The organism is Blautia sp. An81, from assembly GCF_002161285.1.
Classification (GTDB): domain Bacteria; phylum Bacillota; class Clostridia; order Lachnospirales; family Lachnospiraceae; genus Blautia; species Blautia ornithocaccae.
Map to the genome: position 1 here is coordinate 74362 of NZ_NFHH01000013.1, position 19110 is coordinate 93471.

Below are 19110 nucleotides of genomic sequence, written 5' to 3' on the forward strand. Positions count from 1 at the left end.
CTCTATCCTGCAAAAACTCACTGATTCTTATGAAATCCCAGAAGTTTTCCCGGCAGAAGGAGCAGCTCATGAAATACCAGAGGCAGAGCAGAGATTCCCAAAAGGAGCTGCCATTCTCCCACGGAAAGTCTCTGAGTGCCGAAAGCCTCTACCAGCCATGGCACCTCCGTAACCAATACCTGTAGGAAAATCCCCAGGAAAAAGGCCAGTATCATGAAAGGGTTCTCCAGATGGTTCATCCGGAATATAGACTTTTCCCTGTCCCGCATTCCCCAGGCGTGAAAAAGCTGTGACACTCCCAGTACAGTAAAAGCGTAGGTCTGGCCGCCCAGGTAAAATGCATAGAGGGTAATACATCCTATAAGGATTCCGTAGAAAACAGTAAAGGCCCAGCCTCCATGGGCAAAAATCCCCTCTTTCGGGTCCCGTGGTTTTTTGCTCATAAGGGCTTTGGGATCGTTTTTATCCACCCCTAAAGCCAGAGCCGGAAGAGAATCTGTGATCAGGTTCACCCAGAGAATATGACTGGCTTTCAAAGGTGCAGGAAGTCCCAGAAGTACTGCGGCAAACATAGTCAGGATTTCGCCAAAGTTAGAGGAGAGAAGAAAAAGGATCGCTTTTTTAATATTTACATAAATACTCCTTCCTTCTTCCATTGCCTTTTCTATAGTAGCAAAATTGTCATCTGTCAGAATCATATCCGCTGCATTCTTTGCCACATCTGTTCCATTTTTTCCCATGGCAATACCGATATCCGCAGCCTGGAGAGAGGGGGCATCGTTTACACCGTCTCCAGTCATAGCCACAATCTGTCCGGCTTCCTGAAACCCTTTGACAATTTTTACCTTATGGGCAGGGGTCACTCTGGCAAATACCCGGATATTCCGGATTTTTCTGCGGAAAGCCTCCTGGCTCATTCTGTCAATTTCCGCTCCGGTCATACACTGCTCTACAGAATCCGCTATGCCAATCTTTCTGGCAATAGCAAAGGCAGTATCCTTGTAATCTCCTGTGATCATAGCTACCTTTACACCTGCTTTTTTCAAAATCTTCACAGAAGAGGCCGCTTCTTTTCTGGGCGGGTCTATCATCCCTGCCATTCCTCCAAAGACAAGGCCCCTCATCAGAGCTGACTCTGTTTTCTCTTCTGCTCTTTCCCGGTAGGCCAGTGCCAGGATACGCAGCCCTTCCTTTGCCATACTCTCCATAGCCAGGCGGATTTTCATCTTCCGAGCCTGAGTCATAGGCTCCCGGCTGTCTCTAAGCTGAACATAATCACATTTTTCCAGAAGGTAATCACAGGCTCCCTTTACATAGACAGTCTCATGACCGCTGTCCTTATGTACACTTATCATATATTTTTTTTCTGAATCAAAAGGAATTTCAAAGGTCCTGGGATACTGTTCCAGAAGTCTTTCCCGGTCATAGCCCATGTCCTGCCCCATATGGAGCAGAGCCAGTTCTGTGGCATCTCCGATTTCCTGCCTGCCCAGCATACTGTTGTTGCACAGAAGGAACCCTTCCATCAGTCTGGGGAATTCCCTTTTCCGCACTTTGGAAACCGGCAGGATCATATCATTAGCATAAATTTCTGCCACTCTCATATGGTTTTCCGTAAGAGTTCCTGTCTTATCAGAGCACACCACTCCTACGGAGCCCAGGGTTTCCACTGCAGGCAGCTTCCTTATAATAGTATTTACCTTTACCATCCTTCCTACTCCCAGGGCAAGGACAATGGTCACTACTGCCGGAAGGCCCTCAGGAATAGCAGCTACTGCCAGTGAGATAGCCAGAAGAAGCATCTGGAGCATATCTCTGTGCTGAAACAGTCCCAGGATAAACAAAGCCAGGCAGAATCCTACTGCAGTGATGCTGAGGATTTTTCCCAGATCTCCCAGCCTCTTTTGCAAAGGTGTAGGTTCTGCCGTAACCTCGTTGATCATATGGGCGATTTTTCCAAGTTCTGTGTCCATTCCCACCGCAGTAACAATGCCCTCGCCCCTTCCCTTCATGATTTGAGAGGACATATAGGCCATATTCCGCCTTTCTGCCACAGGAAGGTCCTGGGGCAGCGGTCTTGAAGTTTTCAGCACAGGAAGGGACTCCCCGGTAAGGGCAGACTCGTCTGCCGACAGTCCCCTCACACTGATGAGCCGGATATCCGCCGGCACCTGGTCTCCGGCCTCTACCTTTACCAGGTCTCCCTGTACCAGCTGGGACGCAGGAATTTTCCGGTACATGCCTTCTCTCTTTACAAGAGCCTCAGGGGCCGTAATCTTTTTCAGGGCTTCCATGGCCTTTACTGCCTTCCCCTCCTGGATCACTCCTATAGCCGTGTTCAGAAAGATTACCGCCAGTATGATCCCTGTATCGCTGAATTCTCTTAAAAGCATGGAGATAGCCGCTGCCACAAACAGGATAAAGATCATAGGATCATTAATCTGCTCCTGGACCATATCCCAGAGAGTCTTTTCCTTTCCTTTTTTCAGTACATTCTCTCCCTGGCTTTCTAACCGTTTTCCGGCCTCCTCCTGGGTCAGTCCGGTTTTTGTATCTGTATGGAGAATTTCACAGATCTCTTTCTCTTTTAACGTTTCATACATAGCACACCTCCCGGATGTGAGACAGCGATTGTCTGCTAACTCAGTGTATGCGTGAAAAACAGAGAAAAGACTTAAAATTCAATAGCCGGTTGCCTGCCCTTTTCCCTTCTGTTATACTAACCATGTCAGAAATAAGCTTTTATAGAATAATTATTAATAGAAAGGATCAATGTATGTGGATCGCAGATAAATGGAAAGACTATGAAGTAATCGATACCTCCAGCGGAGAAAAGCTGGAACGGTGGGGAGACTATCTCCTGGTTCGTCCAGACCCTCAGGTCATCTGGAACACGCCGAAAACCCACAAGGGATGGAAACATATGAACGGTCACTATCACCGGAGTAAAAAAGGAGGGGGAGAATGGGAGTTTTTCAGCCTTCCTGAGCAGTGGACCATTCAGTATAAAACTCTTACCTTTAATTTAAAGCCTTTCAGCTTTAAACACACAGGCCTATTCCCGGAGCAGGCGGTAAACTGGGACTGGTTCTCAGAAAAGATACGAAATGCCGGACGGCCCGTAAAGGTTCTGAACCTCTTTGCCTACACCGGCGGCGCAACCCTGGCAGCAGCCGCAGCAGGAGCCAGTGTCACCCATGTAGATGCCTCCAAAGGCATGGTCACCTGGGCCAAAGAAAATGCTGTTTCCTCAGGGTTGAAAGACGCTCCTATCCGCTGGCTGGTAGATGACTGCGTAAAATTCGTAGAGCGGGAAATCCGCCGTGGAAATACCTACGACGCCATCATCATGGACCCCCCATCTTATGGAAGAGGCCCTAAAGGAGAGATTTGGAAAATTGAGGACAATATTCATCATCTCATACAGCTGTGCACCCGTATCCTCTCAGAAAAACCCCTGTTTTTCCTGTTGAATTCCTATACCACAGGCCTGGCTCCGGCAGTGCTCACCTATATGCTCTCTGTAGAGCTGAAAAAATATCACGGAAAGGTGGACTCTCAGGAAATCGGTCTCCCCGTAACCCAGACCGGACTGGTCCTGCCCTGCGGTGCCTCCGGACGGTGGGAAGCAGAATAATTTTCGATTCTGGGAGTCCAAAGTCAAGAAGAAAATATCGAGGCCTATCATGAAGAAAAAACAATTCCAGAGGACTGGACCTTCAGTCTTCCTATATTCCCCCTCTCACAGGGCCCTGTAAACTAAAGAAAAATCTGGCAGGAGAACTTCGTATTCCGGAAACCATCCTGCTGTGACCTAAAACACAAAGGAGTGTCCGATTTGATTCTGAAAAATATTTTTATGTACCTTGCATTTGTAAATATTCTGGCCTTTGTCTGCTTTGGCGTTGACAAACAGAAAGCCAAAACCCATCAGTGGCGTATCTCGGAAAAAACTCTTCTGGGCATCGCTATCTGCGGCGGTTCTCTGGGGGCAATCTGCGGCATGCGTTTCTTTCACCATAAAACCCAGCATGCCAAATTCGCCCTTGGTCTTCCGGCCATCCTGATCATCCAGGGAATTGCTGCAATCCTGGTATACAGTCTATTCTAAAGAAGGAGGGAAACATTATGAATGGCTCTACATTCGGCAACATTTTCAAAATCACCACCTGGGGGGAGTCCCATGGAAAGGCCATCGGTGTAGTTATAGATGGCTGCCCTGCCGGACTTCCTCTTGAGGCAGAAGATATCCAGAAATTTCTTGATCGGAGAAAACCTGGTCAGTCCAGATTTACTACCAAGCGCCAGGAAGCCGACCAGGTAGAAATCCTCTCCGGCGTCTTTGAGGGAAAAACCACCGGTACCCCTCTCTCTTTGATAGTGCCTAACACTGACCAGCGCTCCAGAGATTACAGCGAGATTGCCAATTATTATCGTCCGGGACATGCAGACCTGAACTATGACAGAAAATATGGTTTCCGGGATTACAGAGGCGGAGGACGCTCTTCAGGAAGAGAGACTATCGGCAGAGTGGCTGCCGGAGCTGTGGCCTCAAAAATATTAGGTGAGCTGGGAATCTCCCTCTCTGCCTATACCTGCGCCATTGGTCCTGTAGCCATTGCCCCTTCCCGTTTCGACAAAGAAGAAATATTCAAAAATCCTTTGTACATGCCTGACGCTCAGGCAGCCCGGAAAGCCCAGGAATGTCTGGAACAGGCCATGAAAGAAACCAACTCTCTGGGAGGTATGGTAGAGTGTGTCATCACCGGAGCCCCTGCAGGTCTGGGAGAGCCGGCTTTTGACAAACTGGACGCTGCTCTTGCAAAAGCAATCCTTTCTATCGGCGCCGTAAAAGGCTTTGAGGTTGGTTCCGGCATGGCTGCTGCCAGATCTGACGGGCTGCAAAACAATGATGCTTACGGTGTAGACAGCCGGGGAAATCTCATTAAGAAAACCAATCATTCCGGCGGCATTACCGGAGGGATCAGCGACGGGACTCCTATTATTTTCCGGGCAGCCTTTAAGCCTACCCCGTCCATAGCAGCTGTCCAGGAAACCGTAAACCGTCAGGGAGAACCTATAGAAATCCAGATAAAAGGCAGACACGACCCTATCATTGTCCCCCGTGCTGTAGTAGTGGTCGAATCTATGGCTGCCCTTGTAATCCTGGACGCCCTCCTGGCTTCTATGACTACAAGAATGGACCGGATCAAAGACTTTTTTCTGAACCGTTGATACATACCAAAACCTCCAAAGGTTTTATTCCCGCAAGCAACGAGCCAAGCGGGCATGCTCGCATGTCCATTTGGCGACTGCTGCGAGGGTCAAAAACCCCGTATGCTTACATCGGGGTTTTTGACTCGTAATTATTAAGAAAATCTTTCGTTTTTACGCAGGTCACTTTTAAATATTGTAATTTATATTTACATCATAAAACAGGAGAAGAACATCATGGAAATGAATCACATTTTAATCGTGGAGGATGACAAAGATATCAGAGAAGGAGTGGGAATCTACCTGAAAAGCCAGGGCTATCAGGTTTTCATGGCTGCCGATGGCGTAGAGGGCCTGGAAATACTGGAAAAAGAGGAAATCCATCTGGCTATTGTAGACATCATGATGCCCAGAATGGATGGAATCACCATGACCATGAAATTGAGAGAACAGCATGACTTCCCTGTGATCATGCTTTCTGCAAAATCAGAGGAAGTAGATAAGGTCATGGGCCTGAATATTGGTGCAGACGACTATGTGACAAAGCCTTTTACTCCCATGGAGCTCATGGCAAGAGTCAATTCCCAGATGCGTCGTTACCGCAGGTTCATGGAAAAGCTTCAGGAAAAGGAAGCTCAGAATTCGGATATGGTATACACCATAGGCGGGCTGGAAGTCAACGAAAGCACCTTTGAAGTCCGGGTAGACGATACTCCCGTTAAAATGACTCCCATGGAGTTCAAGATTCTTCTGTTGCTGATCAAAAATCCTGGAAGGGTCTTCTCGGCAGATGAAATTTACGAGCGGGTATGGAATGAACGTGCCGTCAACACCGAAACCGTCATGGTCCATGTACGGAATATCCGCGAAAAAATCGAGATCAACCCTAAGGAGCCAAAATATTTAAAGGTGGTGTGGGGAGTTGGATATAAAATCGAAAAACTATCATAGGCTGGCTGCCATTATCATTGCGCTGGTAATCTTTCTGCCTTCCCTGGCAATGATGTTCATCAGGCCCCATTATATCAGCCGTCAGAAAGAGGAAGGGCAGATTTCTTACTCAAATACAGACTTAATGGACCAGCTGGTAAAAGATACTTATGTACTCTACGCAGAGGAATATCAGAGAGAGCATGGAAGCGACGTGACTCCCTTTGAAATCTTTTTTCAGAGAGATACTTCCGCTGAAAACAGCGAGACTCAGGAACCTTCTTCCGAAGAAAGCAGCTCTGATGCTGGATCTTCAGAAGAGACTGCCAATGAGGCGTCAACTGAGCCAGCAGCTTCCGAAGGAACCTCTGAGGAGACTTATGAGGATGACATCAGCTCTATTGCCGATGATTTTCAAAGCAATCTGTACAGCCAATGGAGCGAAGATTTTTCCGCTATCCGTTCTTTTATTGAATACGAGGTACTGGACGGCAGCGGAACAACTCTGGACACCAACCAGTCTTTAGCAGACTCCCAGGAATCTCTCTATGATTCTCTGGACAATATCCAGACTAATTCCGTATTGAACACAGACAGCGGCTACGCCTTTGTGGCTGTGATCGAATATGGAAAAAAGGGAAACATTGAGTCCACAACTTTTCTCACCCATGAAAAGGATAATTCCTCCCAGGCTTTAAACGAACTGGCCAGGTCAGACCCCGGAGAATATCTCCGTGACTACTATTATTATTCCGGCACCTTCCAGCCGCCTCAGGACAGAATCTACTGCTTCGCCATGACCAAAACGGCTCTGGAAGCATATTCCGACTATGATCCTTCCATTTTATATGCCAACAGCGGCTATGACACAACGGCGGATCTGGTAGTGCTTTTTATGACCTTTGTGGGATTTGTATGTGCTGCGGCTTTTCTCCTTCCTTTTATAAAAGTATTGGAAACCGGAAACGAGAAAATTTTCTCCTATCCATTTGAGCCAGTGTGTCTGATCGCCCTTTGTGTAGTCAGTGTTGCAGCCAGCGTAACGGCCAATCCCGGGGCTCTGGATCATCAGTCTATCCGAAGCGTGCTGATAAGCATAGGCCTCCCTGAGACAGTGGCTACTGTAATCCAGTACCTGTGGGGGCTTCTGGGCTGGGTGCTGATCTTTGCTGTATGCTACTGGGCAGCCGCCTGTTTCCGGCATATTTTCACCATGGGGTTAAAGGAATATCTCCAGAAACGAGTTCTGATCTACCGTTTCTGGCCATGGATCACCAAATGGTGCCGGCGGATCTATCAGGGGCTTCTCCATATAGATCTCCGTGACAATGCCTCCCGGGTGCTTTTGAAGCTTGTCCTGATCAATTTCATCATATTGGGATTTATCAGCCTCCTTTGGTACTGGGGACTGGCAGCCCTGATCATCTATTCCGTAATCCTATTCCTTCTTCTGCGGAAATATGTGCGGAAGATACAGGATCAGTATCAGCTTCTCCTTCAGGCAACCAATGAACTGGCCCAGGGAAACTTAAATGGTACCATCCCTGAGGATTTAGGCGTCTTTGAGCCTTTCCGTGAGGAAATCGACAAAATCCGCACCGGCTTCCGGAAAGCTGTGGACGAAGAAGTAAAAAGCACTAAAATGAAAACAGACCTGATTACCAATGTGTCTCATGATCTGAAGACGCCTCTCACGGCTATCATTACCTATGTAGACCTGCTGAAGGATCCGAATCTGCCCGCAGAGGATCAGAAGAAATATATCCAGATCCTGGACCAGAAGGCCAACCGGCTGAAGCTGCTCATTGAAGATCTCTTTGAGATCAGCAAGGCTACAAGCAAGACTGTCCAGCTTAATATCGTAGATGTGGACATTGTCAGCCTGCTTCGCCAGGTAAAGCTGGAACTTCAGGATAAGATTGAGGCTACAGATCTGCTCTTCCGCTGGCAGCTCCCAGAGGAAAAAGTGGTCCTTCCTCTGGATTCTCAGAGAACCTACCGAGTCTTTGAAAATCTGCTGGTAAACATCACCAAGTACGCCATGCCTCACACCAGGGTTTATATCACTATGGAAGATACGGAAAATCATGTGAAGATTTCCATGAAAAATATCTCCGCCACAGAACTGAACTTCAACCCCAGTGAGATCACAGAGCGTTTTGTAAGAGGTGACGCTTCCAGAAATACCGAAGGAAGCGGCCTGGGTCTGGCCATCGCCAAGAGCTTCACCGAGCTTCAGGGCGGACGGCTGGAAGTCTTCACAGATGCCGACCTCTTTACCGTAGAAATCACATTTCTAAAACCCTGACAAATATAAAAAGGAGCTGGCCCATTAACATATGTCAGGAATATCTATACATTTTATGCGAATTTGTCGAGCACAGCTTTGAGACTATGGGCTCAAAGCTGTGCAGACTGAGCAATAAAATGTATAGATATTCTCGATTATGATTAATGGGCCAGCTCCTTTTCACTTATTTTTTCTGTCTTGCGTACTAAATAACCTCTATCTGGCACACTTTCATGGCTTCTAGTGCATTTCTGTGGCTCTCAGGAGTTACTCCTGCACAGCAGGAAGAGTCTACACGTACTACTGCCTCAGGCAGAGCTGCTTTCAGGATCATAGCGTTGGAAATAACGCAGATATCTGTACACAGCCCGATCAGCTCTATCTCCTCATATCCTGCCTTTTGGGCCAGCTCAGCCAGCTCCATACTGCCAAAGGAAGGCTTTTCCAGAACAGTGCAGTCCCTGGCCAGCTCCTGAAGTCCTCCATCCAGTTCCCAGCCTTCTGTTCCTTTTACACAGTGAGGCACCGGAAGTTTCCGTCCTTCCTGGGTCATAAGATAATCTTTATAGTGGGTATCCTTGGTAAAGACAATATCCCTTCCCTGATCCTTAGCTTTTCTTATTTTTTCCTTCACCGGCTCCAGGATTTTTACCGCCTCTCCTGTTCCCAGGGCGCCGTCAATAAAATCCTTCTGCATATCCACTACCACTAATAATTTCTTCATACAGCTCACTCCTTCTCAATAGCTTTTCAGCACATGTTCCTCCTCCGGGTCATAGAACAGCTCACTGATCTCCTCGGAGAGAAACAGTTCCAGATTTCTCTCAAAATCGCTGGCAAGGGAATACTGGTTTAGTTTATTAAGAGGGGCCCAGAATACTTCTCCTTCTCTGGAAGAGCGGAGAGTTCCGGAATACCTACAGGTCTTGTAAAAGAAAACCATGGCTCTGGTCCCGTCCTCTTCAAACCACTCTTTCACGCCGCAGAGTCTTACGTCTTCTATATCCAGTCCCGTCTCCTCCTTGATCTCCCGGATCACAGAAAGAACCAGAGATTCTCCTGGCTCTACATGACCGCCGGGAAAGGTAACGCCTGGCCAGTCTTTCTTCCTTCTGTTCTGCATCAGGACGTTTCCCTTGTCATCGTAGATCATGCAGATATTCATTAATTCAGTTCGTTCATTTTTTGCCATGTTCCATCTTCTCCTGTTACCTTTGCGTTAGGATAAAGTTTTTCCAGTCTCTCATCATCAAAATGTTCATCTAAAAATACTTCAAGAGCGTTATCCGGTTCCGGGTCTGTCAGCCTGTCGGTATACCGGTAAAGAGCCAGGCCGGACATAGCCATGTCCACAAGAAGAAAAATCAATACCAGCCAGGTTATGATCTTCCCCGGCTTCATGGGAATCTTCTCAATCCAAGCCGAGAATCTGGGGTATAAAATCTTAATCCATACCACAGCGGCAATTCCCCAGAAAAAGCAGTAAAGAAGATTGATCCTCCCTCCCAGATTAAAGGGAATCTTACTGTAATCCCAGAAAACCGTCCCAAAGACCCTTTCTGAGATTACGCTGCAGGCGTACTCATAAAAGCCGCCCAGCACAGTTCCATAGGTAAAAATATACCGGTCACTTCTGTCTTTGTAACGATAAAGCAGAGCAGTAAGAAAGCTGCATCCAAATCCCCAGACAATGCTGAAAGGCCCCCAGACAAAGCTGCTCCTGCTCATCCATTCTCCCATGGAAAACCGGCAGAAAACAGTCTCAATAGCAACTCCTGCAACTGCACCGATAACAAACATCCATACCAGCTTGTAAAAACTGCAGCCCTGAGCAAAAACTGCAGCCTTTTCCTTTGGTTTCAGCGCTTCCAGGATTTTTCCCAGCTGAATATTGGGATAGGCCTTGGTCATTCGCCTCTGTACCCTTCTGGTAAGTGCATTTCCAAAGTCATCGGTAAAGTTCTGGACATAATCAAAAAATACGGCCTGGGCCGCCGAGCGGTGCATCTGAGTAACGGTTGCAATGCAGAATACCACATCTGTTAAAACCAGAACCCCTAAACAAATTTCCAGAACTGTCTCCACTTTATCAGGAAACATATGAACAGCATCCAGCAGCAGCGGATTGGCAAAACGGATACACACCACAGCTGCGATACCGAAAAACAACAGGTGGGCAAAATTCAGATAGCCCTGAAACTGAAATCTTGCCTGGCTGAAGTCCCACCACTTCCGATTAAATACCTTTTCCAGTATTACCCCGGTAATAACAATTACCAGAAAGGCTGCCACTGCGCCGCCTAAAAACAGAAAGAATATCTCTTCCTCCAGTTCCTGAAGAAAAATGCAGTAGGCTGTGCCGATCACACCATAAACAGGGCAGATAGGAAGGTTCAAAAATCCAGTGTTAATAAATCGCTTTCTTCTGAGAGCATTGGCGATTACGCCTGCACACCATCCCACAAAAGAATAAACCATAAAAATCCAAAAGAGATCATCCCAAGTATAAGTCAAAGTTTTTCCCCTTTCTTCTTTTGTTACATACAGATTTTATCATAACAGAGGACAAGATTTTTGCAAAGCTTTTTTACAAGGAATTAACAAAACACAGGACTCTTACCCGGCAGTTTTTACCTCTGCAGAGTAAAAGTCCTGTATAGCAGACTCCTATTTACTATGCACTTACCTTACCTCTTCCCATTTCCTGTCCAATATTCAGGATATGGTCGCCGATACGCTCGAAGTCTGTAAGCATTTCTGAATAGATGATGCAGCCTTCTTCGGAGCAGGTGCCTTTCTGCATACGCTCCAGCTGTTTCTGACGATAGTCTTCTGTCATATCGTCAATCTTTTGTTCAATATCTTCGATCACCTGGATATCTTCCTTCTGTCCAGGTTCCTGCCCGATCTCTGCCAGATAATCCAATGCCTGGTCACAGATTTTCTTCATCTCGTCAATCTCTCTCTTAACCTCAGAGGAGAAAGAAATATTCTGGCGTTCAATGGTCTTGGTATAACCGCAGATATTCATGGCATGGTCGCCGATACGCTCCACATTTCCGCATACTTTAAACAATGCGCTGATGTATTTGGAGTCTCTGGGATTACTTTCATTTACCAGAGTCTTGGAAATATACTTTGAAATTTCTTTATTCAGGAAATCAATATATTCTTCCCGTTCCTTCACTTCCTTCAGATGGATGGTCTTTCCTTCCTTCACTGCCTCAAAGCTCATGTCCACATTTTCTTTTGCCATGGTCATCATCCGGTGGATTTCTTTGCGGATACTTGTAACGGCAATGGCAGAAAGTCCAATCTGTGTATCTCTCTTAGTTTCCATAGGACGGATAAATTCCATATGCATAACATCCACATTTTCGTCCTTCTTTTCCGGCAGGATCTTTGTAGCCAGCTTGGCCAGGTAAGTACCGAAAGGAAGGAGCAGCAGAGTTGTCACAACATTAAATAATGTATGCATGTTTGCGATCTGTGCAGCTACATTGTCCGGCGTAAATGCTTCTACTACGTCTGTCAGAGGGGTCAGGATACAGACAATTGTAAAAATCGTGGTACCAATAAGGTTAAACATCAGATGGATGATGGTGGTACGTTTCGCATTCCTGCTGGTCCCAATAGCGGCCAGAATAGCTGTGATACAAGTACCGATATTCTGTCCGAACAGCACATATACTGCATTTCCCAGACCGATCAACCCACTGGAAGCCAGGGCTTGCAGAATACCTACAGAAGCTGAAGAAGACTGGATAATAGCGGTGAAAATGGCACCTGCCAGAATTCCCAGAATCGGATTAGAAAACTTGGTCAGCAATGCAACGAAGGTCTCGGATTCTCTCAGAGGCATCATAGCTGCGCTCATCATATCCATACCTACAAACAGGATACCCAGTCCCGCAAGGATCAGTCCATAGTGGTGAACCTTCTGTTTCTTAACAAATACTACCAGGGCCACACCCAGAAAAGCCAGAAGAGGTGCAATAGCTCCTACATCAAGAGCAATCAGCTGTCCGGTAATGGTGGTACCGATATTGGCCCCCATAATAATCCATACTGCCTGTTTCAGAGTCATCATACCTGAGTTTACAAAACCTACTACCATTACCGTAGTAGCCGATGAGGACTGGATTACCGCAGTAATCCCGGCTCCTACCAGAACTCCTAAAAACCGGTTTGCAGTGAGTTTTTCCAAAATCTGTTTCATTTTGTTTCCTGCAGCAGCCTCCAGGCCATTGCTCATCATCTGCATACCGTAAAGGAATAAGGCCAGTCCTCCTAAAAGACTGAAAAAATCTGTAATTTTCACTTTTCTCCTCCATTAGTGTTTTCACATATTTTTTACTTTTATTTAATGGCACTATTACATTTATAACTGGTATGGGAAATTAATTCAAGAATTATTTCTTTGTTTTTACATTATTTTACATGAATTTAACATAAAAGGTAAAAAATATCGAAATAGCACTGTCCTGTGCAGAATACCACATGAACAGTGCCATTTCGTTTATATTCTCTCTTTTTCCTTATTTTTTATACAGCACAACTGCCTCATAAGGCTTCAGCCCTATCCTGCTGCCTTCTATGTTATGCACTTCATAATTGCTCAATACACATTGGTATTCTCCCAGCTCTGTCTCAGAATCCCAGGTCACTTCTTTTCCATAGAAGTTGCAGATTACCAGCATCTTTTCTCCCTGGTACTCCCTTTCATAGGCAAAAACAGAAGGATTTTTCTCATCCAGAGGCTTCAGCTCCCCATAAGCGATCACATCATATTCTTTCCGCAGTGCGATCAGCTTCTGATAGTAGTGGAAGATGGAATCTTCATCCTGAAGCTCCGCCTCCGCATTAATGTATGAGCAGTTCTTATTTACCTCAATCCAGGGTTCGCCTGTGGTAAATCCTCCGTTTTCCCCGCTGTTCCACTGCATCGGGGTCCGGCTGTTGTCTCTGGAATGGATCTGAAGGATCTGATAAGCGTTTTCCTCCGTCAATCCCTTCTCCTGAAGAATCCGGAAATGATTCAGGCTCTCCACATCCTTATACTGGGAAATATCTGTGAATCCGGCGTTGGTCATTCCCAGCTCCTCACCCTGGTAAATATAAGGAGTTCCTCTGAGACAGTGGATCACAGTTCCCAACATTTTTGCAGATTCCTTCCAGTACTTTTCCACATTTCCAAATCTGGAAACTACCCTTGGCTGGTCATGGTTGCACCAGAATACTGCATTCCAGGCATGATGTTTTCCCATGTTCACCTGCCAGTCAAAGAGGATTTTTTTCAGCTTCTGGAAATCGAAGGGAACAATGACCCACTTCTCATTTCCCATAAAGTCAACCTTCAGATGGTGGAAGCTGAAAACCATGGACAATTCTTTACCGTCCTCATTTGCATACTGATAACAGTTTTCCATGGTAGTGCTGGACATCTCTCCCACGGTGATGATCTCTGCGTCTGTTCCGAAAGTGGCTTCGTTCAGTTCCCGGAGATATTTATGGATATTGGGACCATCGGTATAAAATCTTCTGCCGTCCCCCTCATAGTCATTTTCAAACTTATCCTTACTGATCAGGTTTACCACATCGAAACGGAAGCCCTTGATTCCTTTTCCCATCCAGAATTTAATCACATTCTGGACTTCTTTTCTTACTTCCGGGTTGTCCCAGTTCAGGTCAGGCTGAGATACATCAAAAAGATGAAGGTAATACTCGTCAAACTTCTCTACATATTCCCAGGCATTTCCGCCAAACTTGCTCTCCCAGTTGGTTGGAGGAACTCCCGGCTTTGGTCCTTTTTTAAAGATATAGAAATCTTTGTACTTAGGATCTCCCGCCAGAGCTTTCTGAAACCACTGGTTCCTGTCAGAGGTATGGTTGAACACCATGTCAAACATCAGGCGGATACCCCGTTTTTCCGCTTCCCGTGACAGTTCTTCTACGTCCTCCATGGTGCCGTATCTGGGATCAATGTTATAATAATCCTCTACGTCATATCCATTGTCTTTCTGCGGAGATACAAAAAACGGCGTCATCCAGATGTAGTCCACACCCAGTTCTTTTATATAATCCAGTTTTTCTATTACACCTCTTAAATCTCCCAGTCCGTCTCCGTTGCTGTCATAAAAAGACTTGGGATATATCTGATAAACAACGCTTTTCTTAAAATCTGCCATGGAAAATCCTCCTTACTCAAACTTGATAACCTGTGTCTTTCCTGCCTCTGCTCCCATACCTGTAAGGTATTGGATATTCTTAGCCTGTCCTTCCTCGGTAACAATAAATACAGTCACATAAGGATGTCCTGCCGCTTTGATCTTTTCCTTATCAAAACGGATCAGGGGCTGTCCCTGTTTTACCTGATCTCCTTCTTTTACAAGAAGCTCAAATCCGTCTCCGTTCATATCAACAGTATCTACTCCTACATGGATCAACAGTTCCATCTCATTTGCAAAGATCAGACCACAGGCATGTCCGGAGTCTGCCATAACTACCCCTACCTTTGCATCTGCAGGGGCTACTACGGTATCATTTTCCGGCTCAATGGCAACGCCGTCTCCCATAATATGCTGTGAAAACACATCATCCGGAACATCGTCCAGAGGAATTACCTTACCGGTAAGTCCGGCCTTTAATTCTGTGAGAGGTTCTGCCGCTACTGTCTGTACTGCCGGTCCCTCTACTTCTTCAACAACCTGAGACTCCTCTCCGTAGTCCTCTCCCAGTCTGTCTGCAGCAGATAATTTTGCCTTTCCCACAATAAATGTCAGTACAAAAGGAATCACGATAGCCACAGCCATAGCCAGGAGGAAGATCAGGTAATACTCTGGTTTAATAGACAAGATACCCGGAAGGCCGCCGACGCCGATGCTCAGCGCTTCTACTCCAAAGCCTACAGAAATCACTGCTGCGCAGGCAGAACCGATCATACCGCAGACCAGCGGGAATCCGTATTTTAAGTTTACACCGAAAAGCGCCGGTTCTGTTACGCCCAGGTAGCAGGAAATACATGCAGGAACGTTGACCTGCTGAGCTCTCTCATTTTTCTTCTGAAGAACTGTCATAGCCAGCACGCTGGATCCCTGTGCGATGTTGCTCAGTGCGATCATGGGCCACAGGATGGTGCTTTTGCTGGGACCTGCGATCAGCTGAGAGTCAATAGCGTTTGTCATATGATGAAGACCTGTCATAACGATAGGTGCATATAATAATCCAAAGATTCCTGCAAATACAAATCGGATGTTAGAAGTCAGACCTGCGTAAACCACGTCTGCAATGGCGTTTCCAATGGTCCAGCCGATGGGACCTACTACCATATGTGCGATAAATACTGCCGGCACCAGAGAGCAGACCGGAACTACGATCATACTGACCACCGCCGGACATATCTTCCGGAAAAACTTTTCCAGATATACCAGTACAAAACCAGCCATCATGGCTGCGATAACCTGTCCCTGATAACCGATCATATTTACCTTGGCAAATCCGAAATCCCAGTATGGTATCTGATCTGCCGGAGTGGAAGCCACACTGAAGCCGTTAAGAAGCTGGGACGATACCAGGGTCAGACCTAATACAATACCAAGGATCTGTGTAGTTCCCATCTTTTTGGTAATGGACCAGACAATGCCTACGGGCAGCAGATGGAACACTGCTTCACCGATCAGCCAAAGAAAGCTGTCCACACCTGCCCAGAACTGGGAAATATCTACAAGGGTCTTTGTGCCATTGTCAAAGAAATAAATGGCGTCGATCACATTACGGAAGCCCAGTACAAGACCGCCGCAGATCAAGGCCGGGATAATGGGAGCAAAAATCTCTCCCAGGTTGCTCATAAGCTTCTGGATTGGATTCTGGTTGCTCTTAGCTGCCTGTTTGGCAGCTTCCTTACTTACCCCTTCAATTCCTGCATAGGCAGTAAATTCATTATAAAAGGTTGACACATCATTTCCGATGATCACCTGATACTGCCCTGCCTGGGTAAAGGTTCCCTTTACACTTTTCAGCTTTTCAATTTCCTTTGCGTTTGCTTTCTTTTCGTCTGCAAGAACGAATCTCATTCTTGTCATACAGTGAGACACTGCCGCAATATTCTCTTTTCCGCCGATCAGCTCCAGCAATGCCTTGACGTCATCTGTATATTTTGCCATGCTCGTACCTCCTTCTTTTCACGAACTTGTTTGAACAAGTATAAAATAGCATACTTGTTTAAACATGTCAACATTGTTTTCTTGACTTTTTCAATTTTTTTTATATAATGAAAACATAAGATGTTTAAACAAGACAGGATGTGATGAAAATGCCGAAAAGTAAATATGAATTTATTTATAAAGATTTAAAACAAAAAATAGAATCCGAAGAATATGCCTACCAGGAACTGCTTCCTTCTGAAAACCAGTTAGTGCTTGCTTATAATTGTTCCAGAAACACCATCCGCAGAGCGGTAGGCCGTCTGGTAACAGATGGCTATGTCCAGACCATGCAGGGAAAGGGGGTCCGGAATATCTATCGCCCTGTAGTGCAGACCTCCTACACCATCGGCGGTATTGAGTCCTTTAAGGAATCTTCTATCCGCAATCATAAAAAAGGCCGCTCCGTAGTCCTTCAGTTCATGGAGCTTACCGCCGACGAAAAAATCTCCAGGCGGACCGGCTTCCCGGTGGGTTCTGAATTATATTATATTCAGCGGCTCCATTTTTTAGACGAAAAACCTCTGATCATCAATCACAACTATTTTCTGAAAAGCGCTGCTTGCGGCCTGACTCCGGAAATTGCAGAAAATTCTATTTACGAATATCTGGAAAACACCCTCCACATGACCATTGTCAACAGCAAGCGGGTGATGACAGTAGAAAAAATCACTCAGATAGATGAAAAGTATTTGGAATTGGATGTAAACGAGTATAACTGTCTGGCGGTCATCACCAGCCACACTTACAACAGCGACGGGGTCATGTTTGAGTTCACACAGTCACGGCACAGGCCGGATTACTTTCGTTTCCAGGATAATGCGGTGCGCAGGTCTGTGAGCTGAAAACTGCCGGGAAATCCATGTTTTTAGTTGATGAACATGGATTTCCCGGCAGTTTCTTTTTTAACCCTCCTGTGCATCCCCCGACAGGCTTCCTTCCCACAGATCACTGAAAGAAATCTCCTCTGTCTTATCTTCATATTCTATGGTAAGAACATCATCCTGAGAAAGTTTCCGTTCTGTACCGTCTGACAGCCGGATGGTATTCTCATCTATAAAGTCCACTGTATAGAATGCTCCGTTCTCTTCTGTCCCTCCCTGGCTGTCATAATACTGGCGGATCAGGATCTGGTCTTCTCCTGCATCTTCCACCTTCAGGGAAACCCCTAAGATTTCCGGGAAGAAGCCAAGTGTCACTGTTCCATTGTCCTCTTTTGCCCAGGTCATCTTCACCTCATCAGACTGTGCAGGAGGATTCTCCAGAGCCTCCCGGGCCAGATCCGCCAAAGAAATGGTCTCTGTCCGGTCTTTGTATTTAATGGTCAGTACCTGGTCTTCACTGAAATCCATATTCTGGCCGTCTAATCCCATAACTGTGTCTTCGTCAATAAACGTACAGCTCCAGTAAGCGTTGGCATTATAGGCTTTTGTAAAGGGAGCCAGCTTACCTTCTACTATGGTAATGGTATTGTCTTCTCCAGTTTCTGCGTAAAGCCTGCTGTTTTTCTTCTCCGGAGAAAAGCGGATGGAAGCGATCCCGTCCCAGGTCTCTATAGTCATCTTCACATCTTCAGAATTTGCCGTCCAGGTTCTACTGTAATACAGAAGGCCTCCCCCAAAGATCAGGCCGCAGATCAGAACGGCTCCCCCTGCTGCCAGAAGGATTTTTCTTCTGGTCTTCTGCCTCAGTTTCCGGAAAGGCTGTACGGCCTTTTTATTCTTCACCGGCTGGTTTTCCTCTACGATCTCCTCTTTCATGGAAGCCAGATATTCTCCGCACTCCCGGCATTCCTCCAGATGTTCCTCTATCAGTTCATTACTCTCCTCACTGGTCAGTCCATCTATGTAACTTGGAAACAAATCCCGGATAACTTCACATTTCATCTTCATACTTCCTCATCCTTTCACTAATTTCTGTTTTGCCCGGTAAAACGTTACCCTGGCCCAGTTTTCATTTTTCCCAAAGATATCTCCGATCTCCCGAAAGGAGAATTCTCCTGTCAGCCGAAGAAGTACGACTTCCTTGGCGGTTTCCTCCAAAACATGAACCTTCCGGAATAATTCCATCTTCTCTTCTTTGATACATAATTCTTCTTCCAGGGCTGCTTTGGGGGAAACAAGATTCTCATCCAGCTGACTGGTCCCTTTTCTTTTTCTTCGGTCCAGCTCCTGATACCATAAATGTTTGGCAATCTGGCAGAGCCAGGTAGACACCTTACAGGAGCCATTATATTTATCTGCACTTTTCACAGCCTGGTAAAAAGTTTCCTGGGTCAGTTCCTGGGCCGTATCTTCTTCATAGCAAAGTGTCATAAGATACTTGAACACTGCATTTGCCTGCTCTCTGTATATGGAGTCCATATCCATCATCTTGTTTCTCACCTCCTTTACCCATATATCCAAAAAAGAGAAGATTCGTTACATAATTTAATAAAAAAATGCAAATTTCAGGCCTGGGACAGTTCAGACCAGT

General features: G+C 46.1%; 15 protein-coding genes. 6 read left to right on the top strand and 9 right to left on the bottom strand.

The window, feature by feature from the left end:
• Positions 1-17: 17 nt before the first annotated feature.
• Positions 18-2603 (bottom strand): cation-translocating P-type ATPase, encoded by a 2586-nt coding sequence (locus tag B5G33_RS12305; RefSeq protein ID WP_087417848.1) that lies wholly within the window; start codon positions 2601-2603, stop codon positions 18-20.
• 173 nt (positions 2604-2776) lie between these two features.
• Between B5G33_RS12305 and B5G33_RS12310 the strand changes: the two genes are divergently transcribed.
• From B5G33_RS12310 to B5G33_RS12330, 5 genes are all read left to right on the top strand, one after another.
• Positions 2777-3637 (top strand): class I SAM-dependent methyltransferase, encoded by an 861-nt coding sequence (locus tag B5G33_RS12310; protein ID WP_087272507.1) that lies wholly within the window; start codon positions 2777-2779, stop codon positions 3635-3637.
• Between the two features lie 192 nt (positions 3638-3829).
• Complete coding sequence (locus B5G33_RS12315; RefSeq protein WP_334293390.1) at positions 3830-4111, top strand: DUF1294 domain-containing protein; 282 nt, start codon at positions 3830-3832, stop codon at positions 4109-4111.
• 17 nt (positions 4112-4128) lie between these two features.
• The gene (aroC, locus tag B5G33_RS12320; protein ID WP_087417849.1) at positions 4129-5235 is read left to right on the top strand and encodes a chorismate synthase; all 1107 of its coding nucleotides are present in this window, start codon (positions 4129-4131) and stop codon (positions 5233-5235) included.
• A gap of 216 nt (positions 5236-5451) precedes the next feature.
• Positions 5452-6165: a response regulator transcription factor gene (locus tag B5G33_RS12325; RefSeq protein WP_087272497.1), complete on the top strand. Its 714-nt coding sequence runs from the start codon at positions 5452-5454 to the stop codon at positions 6163-6165.
• Positions 6137-8452 carry a sensor histidine kinase gene (locus tag B5G33_RS12330; RefSeq protein ID WP_087417850.1) on the top strand — a complete coding sequence of 772 codons (2316 nt, stop codon included), beginning with the start codon at positions 6137-6139 and terminating at the stop codon, positions 8450-8452. Before B5G33_RS12325 ends, B5G33_RS12330 begins: the two co-directional genes overlap by 29 nt.
• Positions 8453-8639: 187 nt before the next feature.
• Here the strand turns inward: B5G33_RS12330 and B5G33_RS12335 are convergent, their stop codons facing one another.
• From B5G33_RS12335 to treP, 6 genes are all read right to left on the bottom strand, one after another.
• Positions 8640-9158 (bottom strand): cysteine hydrolase family protein, encoded by a 519-nt coding sequence (locus tag B5G33_RS12335; RefSeq protein ID WP_087272490.1) that lies wholly within the window; start codon positions 9156-9158, stop codon positions 8640-8642.
• Positions 9159-9173: 15 nt separating this feature from the next.
• Positions 9174-9626: an 8-oxo-dGTP diphosphatase gene (locus B5G33_RS12340; protein ID WP_087272487.1), complete on the bottom strand. Its 453-nt coding sequence runs from the start codon at positions 9624-9626 to the stop codon at positions 9174-9176.
• Positions 9599-10948, bottom strand: a complete 1350-nt coding sequence (locus tag B5G33_RS12345) for a putative ABC transporter permease (RefSeq protein ID WP_087417851.1) — start codon at positions 10946-10948, stop codon at positions 9599-9601. Before B5G33_RS12345 ends, B5G33_RS12340 begins: the two co-directional genes overlap by 28 nt.
• A gap of 160 nt (positions 10949-11108) precedes the next feature.
• Positions 11109-12755, bottom strand: coding sequence for a Na/Pi cotransporter family protein (locus tag B5G33_RS12350; RefSeq protein WP_087417852.1), 1647 nt, complete (start codon positions 12753-12755; stop codon positions 11109-11111).
• 217 nt (positions 12756-12972) lie between these two features.
• A complete protein-coding gene (gene treC, locus B5G33_RS12355; RefSeq protein WP_087417853.1) occupies positions 12973-14622 on the bottom strand; it encodes an alpha,alpha-phosphotrehalase in 1650 nt (549 codons plus the stop codon).
• A gap of 12 nt (positions 14623-14634) precedes the next feature.
• Positions 14635-16596 carry a PTS system trehalose-specific EIIBC component gene (gene treP / locus B5G33_RS12360; RefSeq protein WP_087417854.1) on the bottom strand — a complete coding sequence of 654 codons (1962 nt, stop codon included), beginning with the start codon at positions 16594-16596 and terminating at the stop codon, positions 14635-14637.
• Between the two features lie 149 nt (positions 16597-16745).
• Here treP and B5G33_RS12365 point away from each other — a divergent pair, with 149 nt between their 5' ends.
• On the top strand, positions 16746-17480 hold the full coding sequence (locus tag B5G33_RS12365; protein WP_087417855.1) for a UTRA domain-containing protein: 735 nt from the start codon (positions 16746-16748) through the stop codon (positions 17478-17480).
• Between the two features lie 60 nt (positions 17481-17540).
• On the opposite strand, the gene B5G33_RS12370 is transcribed toward B5G33_RS12365, so the two are convergent.
• Positions 17541-18527, bottom strand: coding sequence for a zf-HC2 domain-containing protein (locus B5G33_RS12370; RefSeq protein ID WP_143276522.1), 987 nt, complete (start codon positions 18525-18527; stop codon positions 17541-17543).
• A gap of 6 nt (positions 18528-18533) precedes the next feature.
• Positions 18534-19007, bottom strand: a complete 474-nt coding sequence (locus tag B5G33_RS12375) for an RNA polymerase sigma factor (RefSeq protein WP_087272464.1) — start codon at positions 19005-19007, stop codon at positions 18534-18536.
• Between the last annotated feature and the right edge of the window lie 103 nt (positions 19008-19110).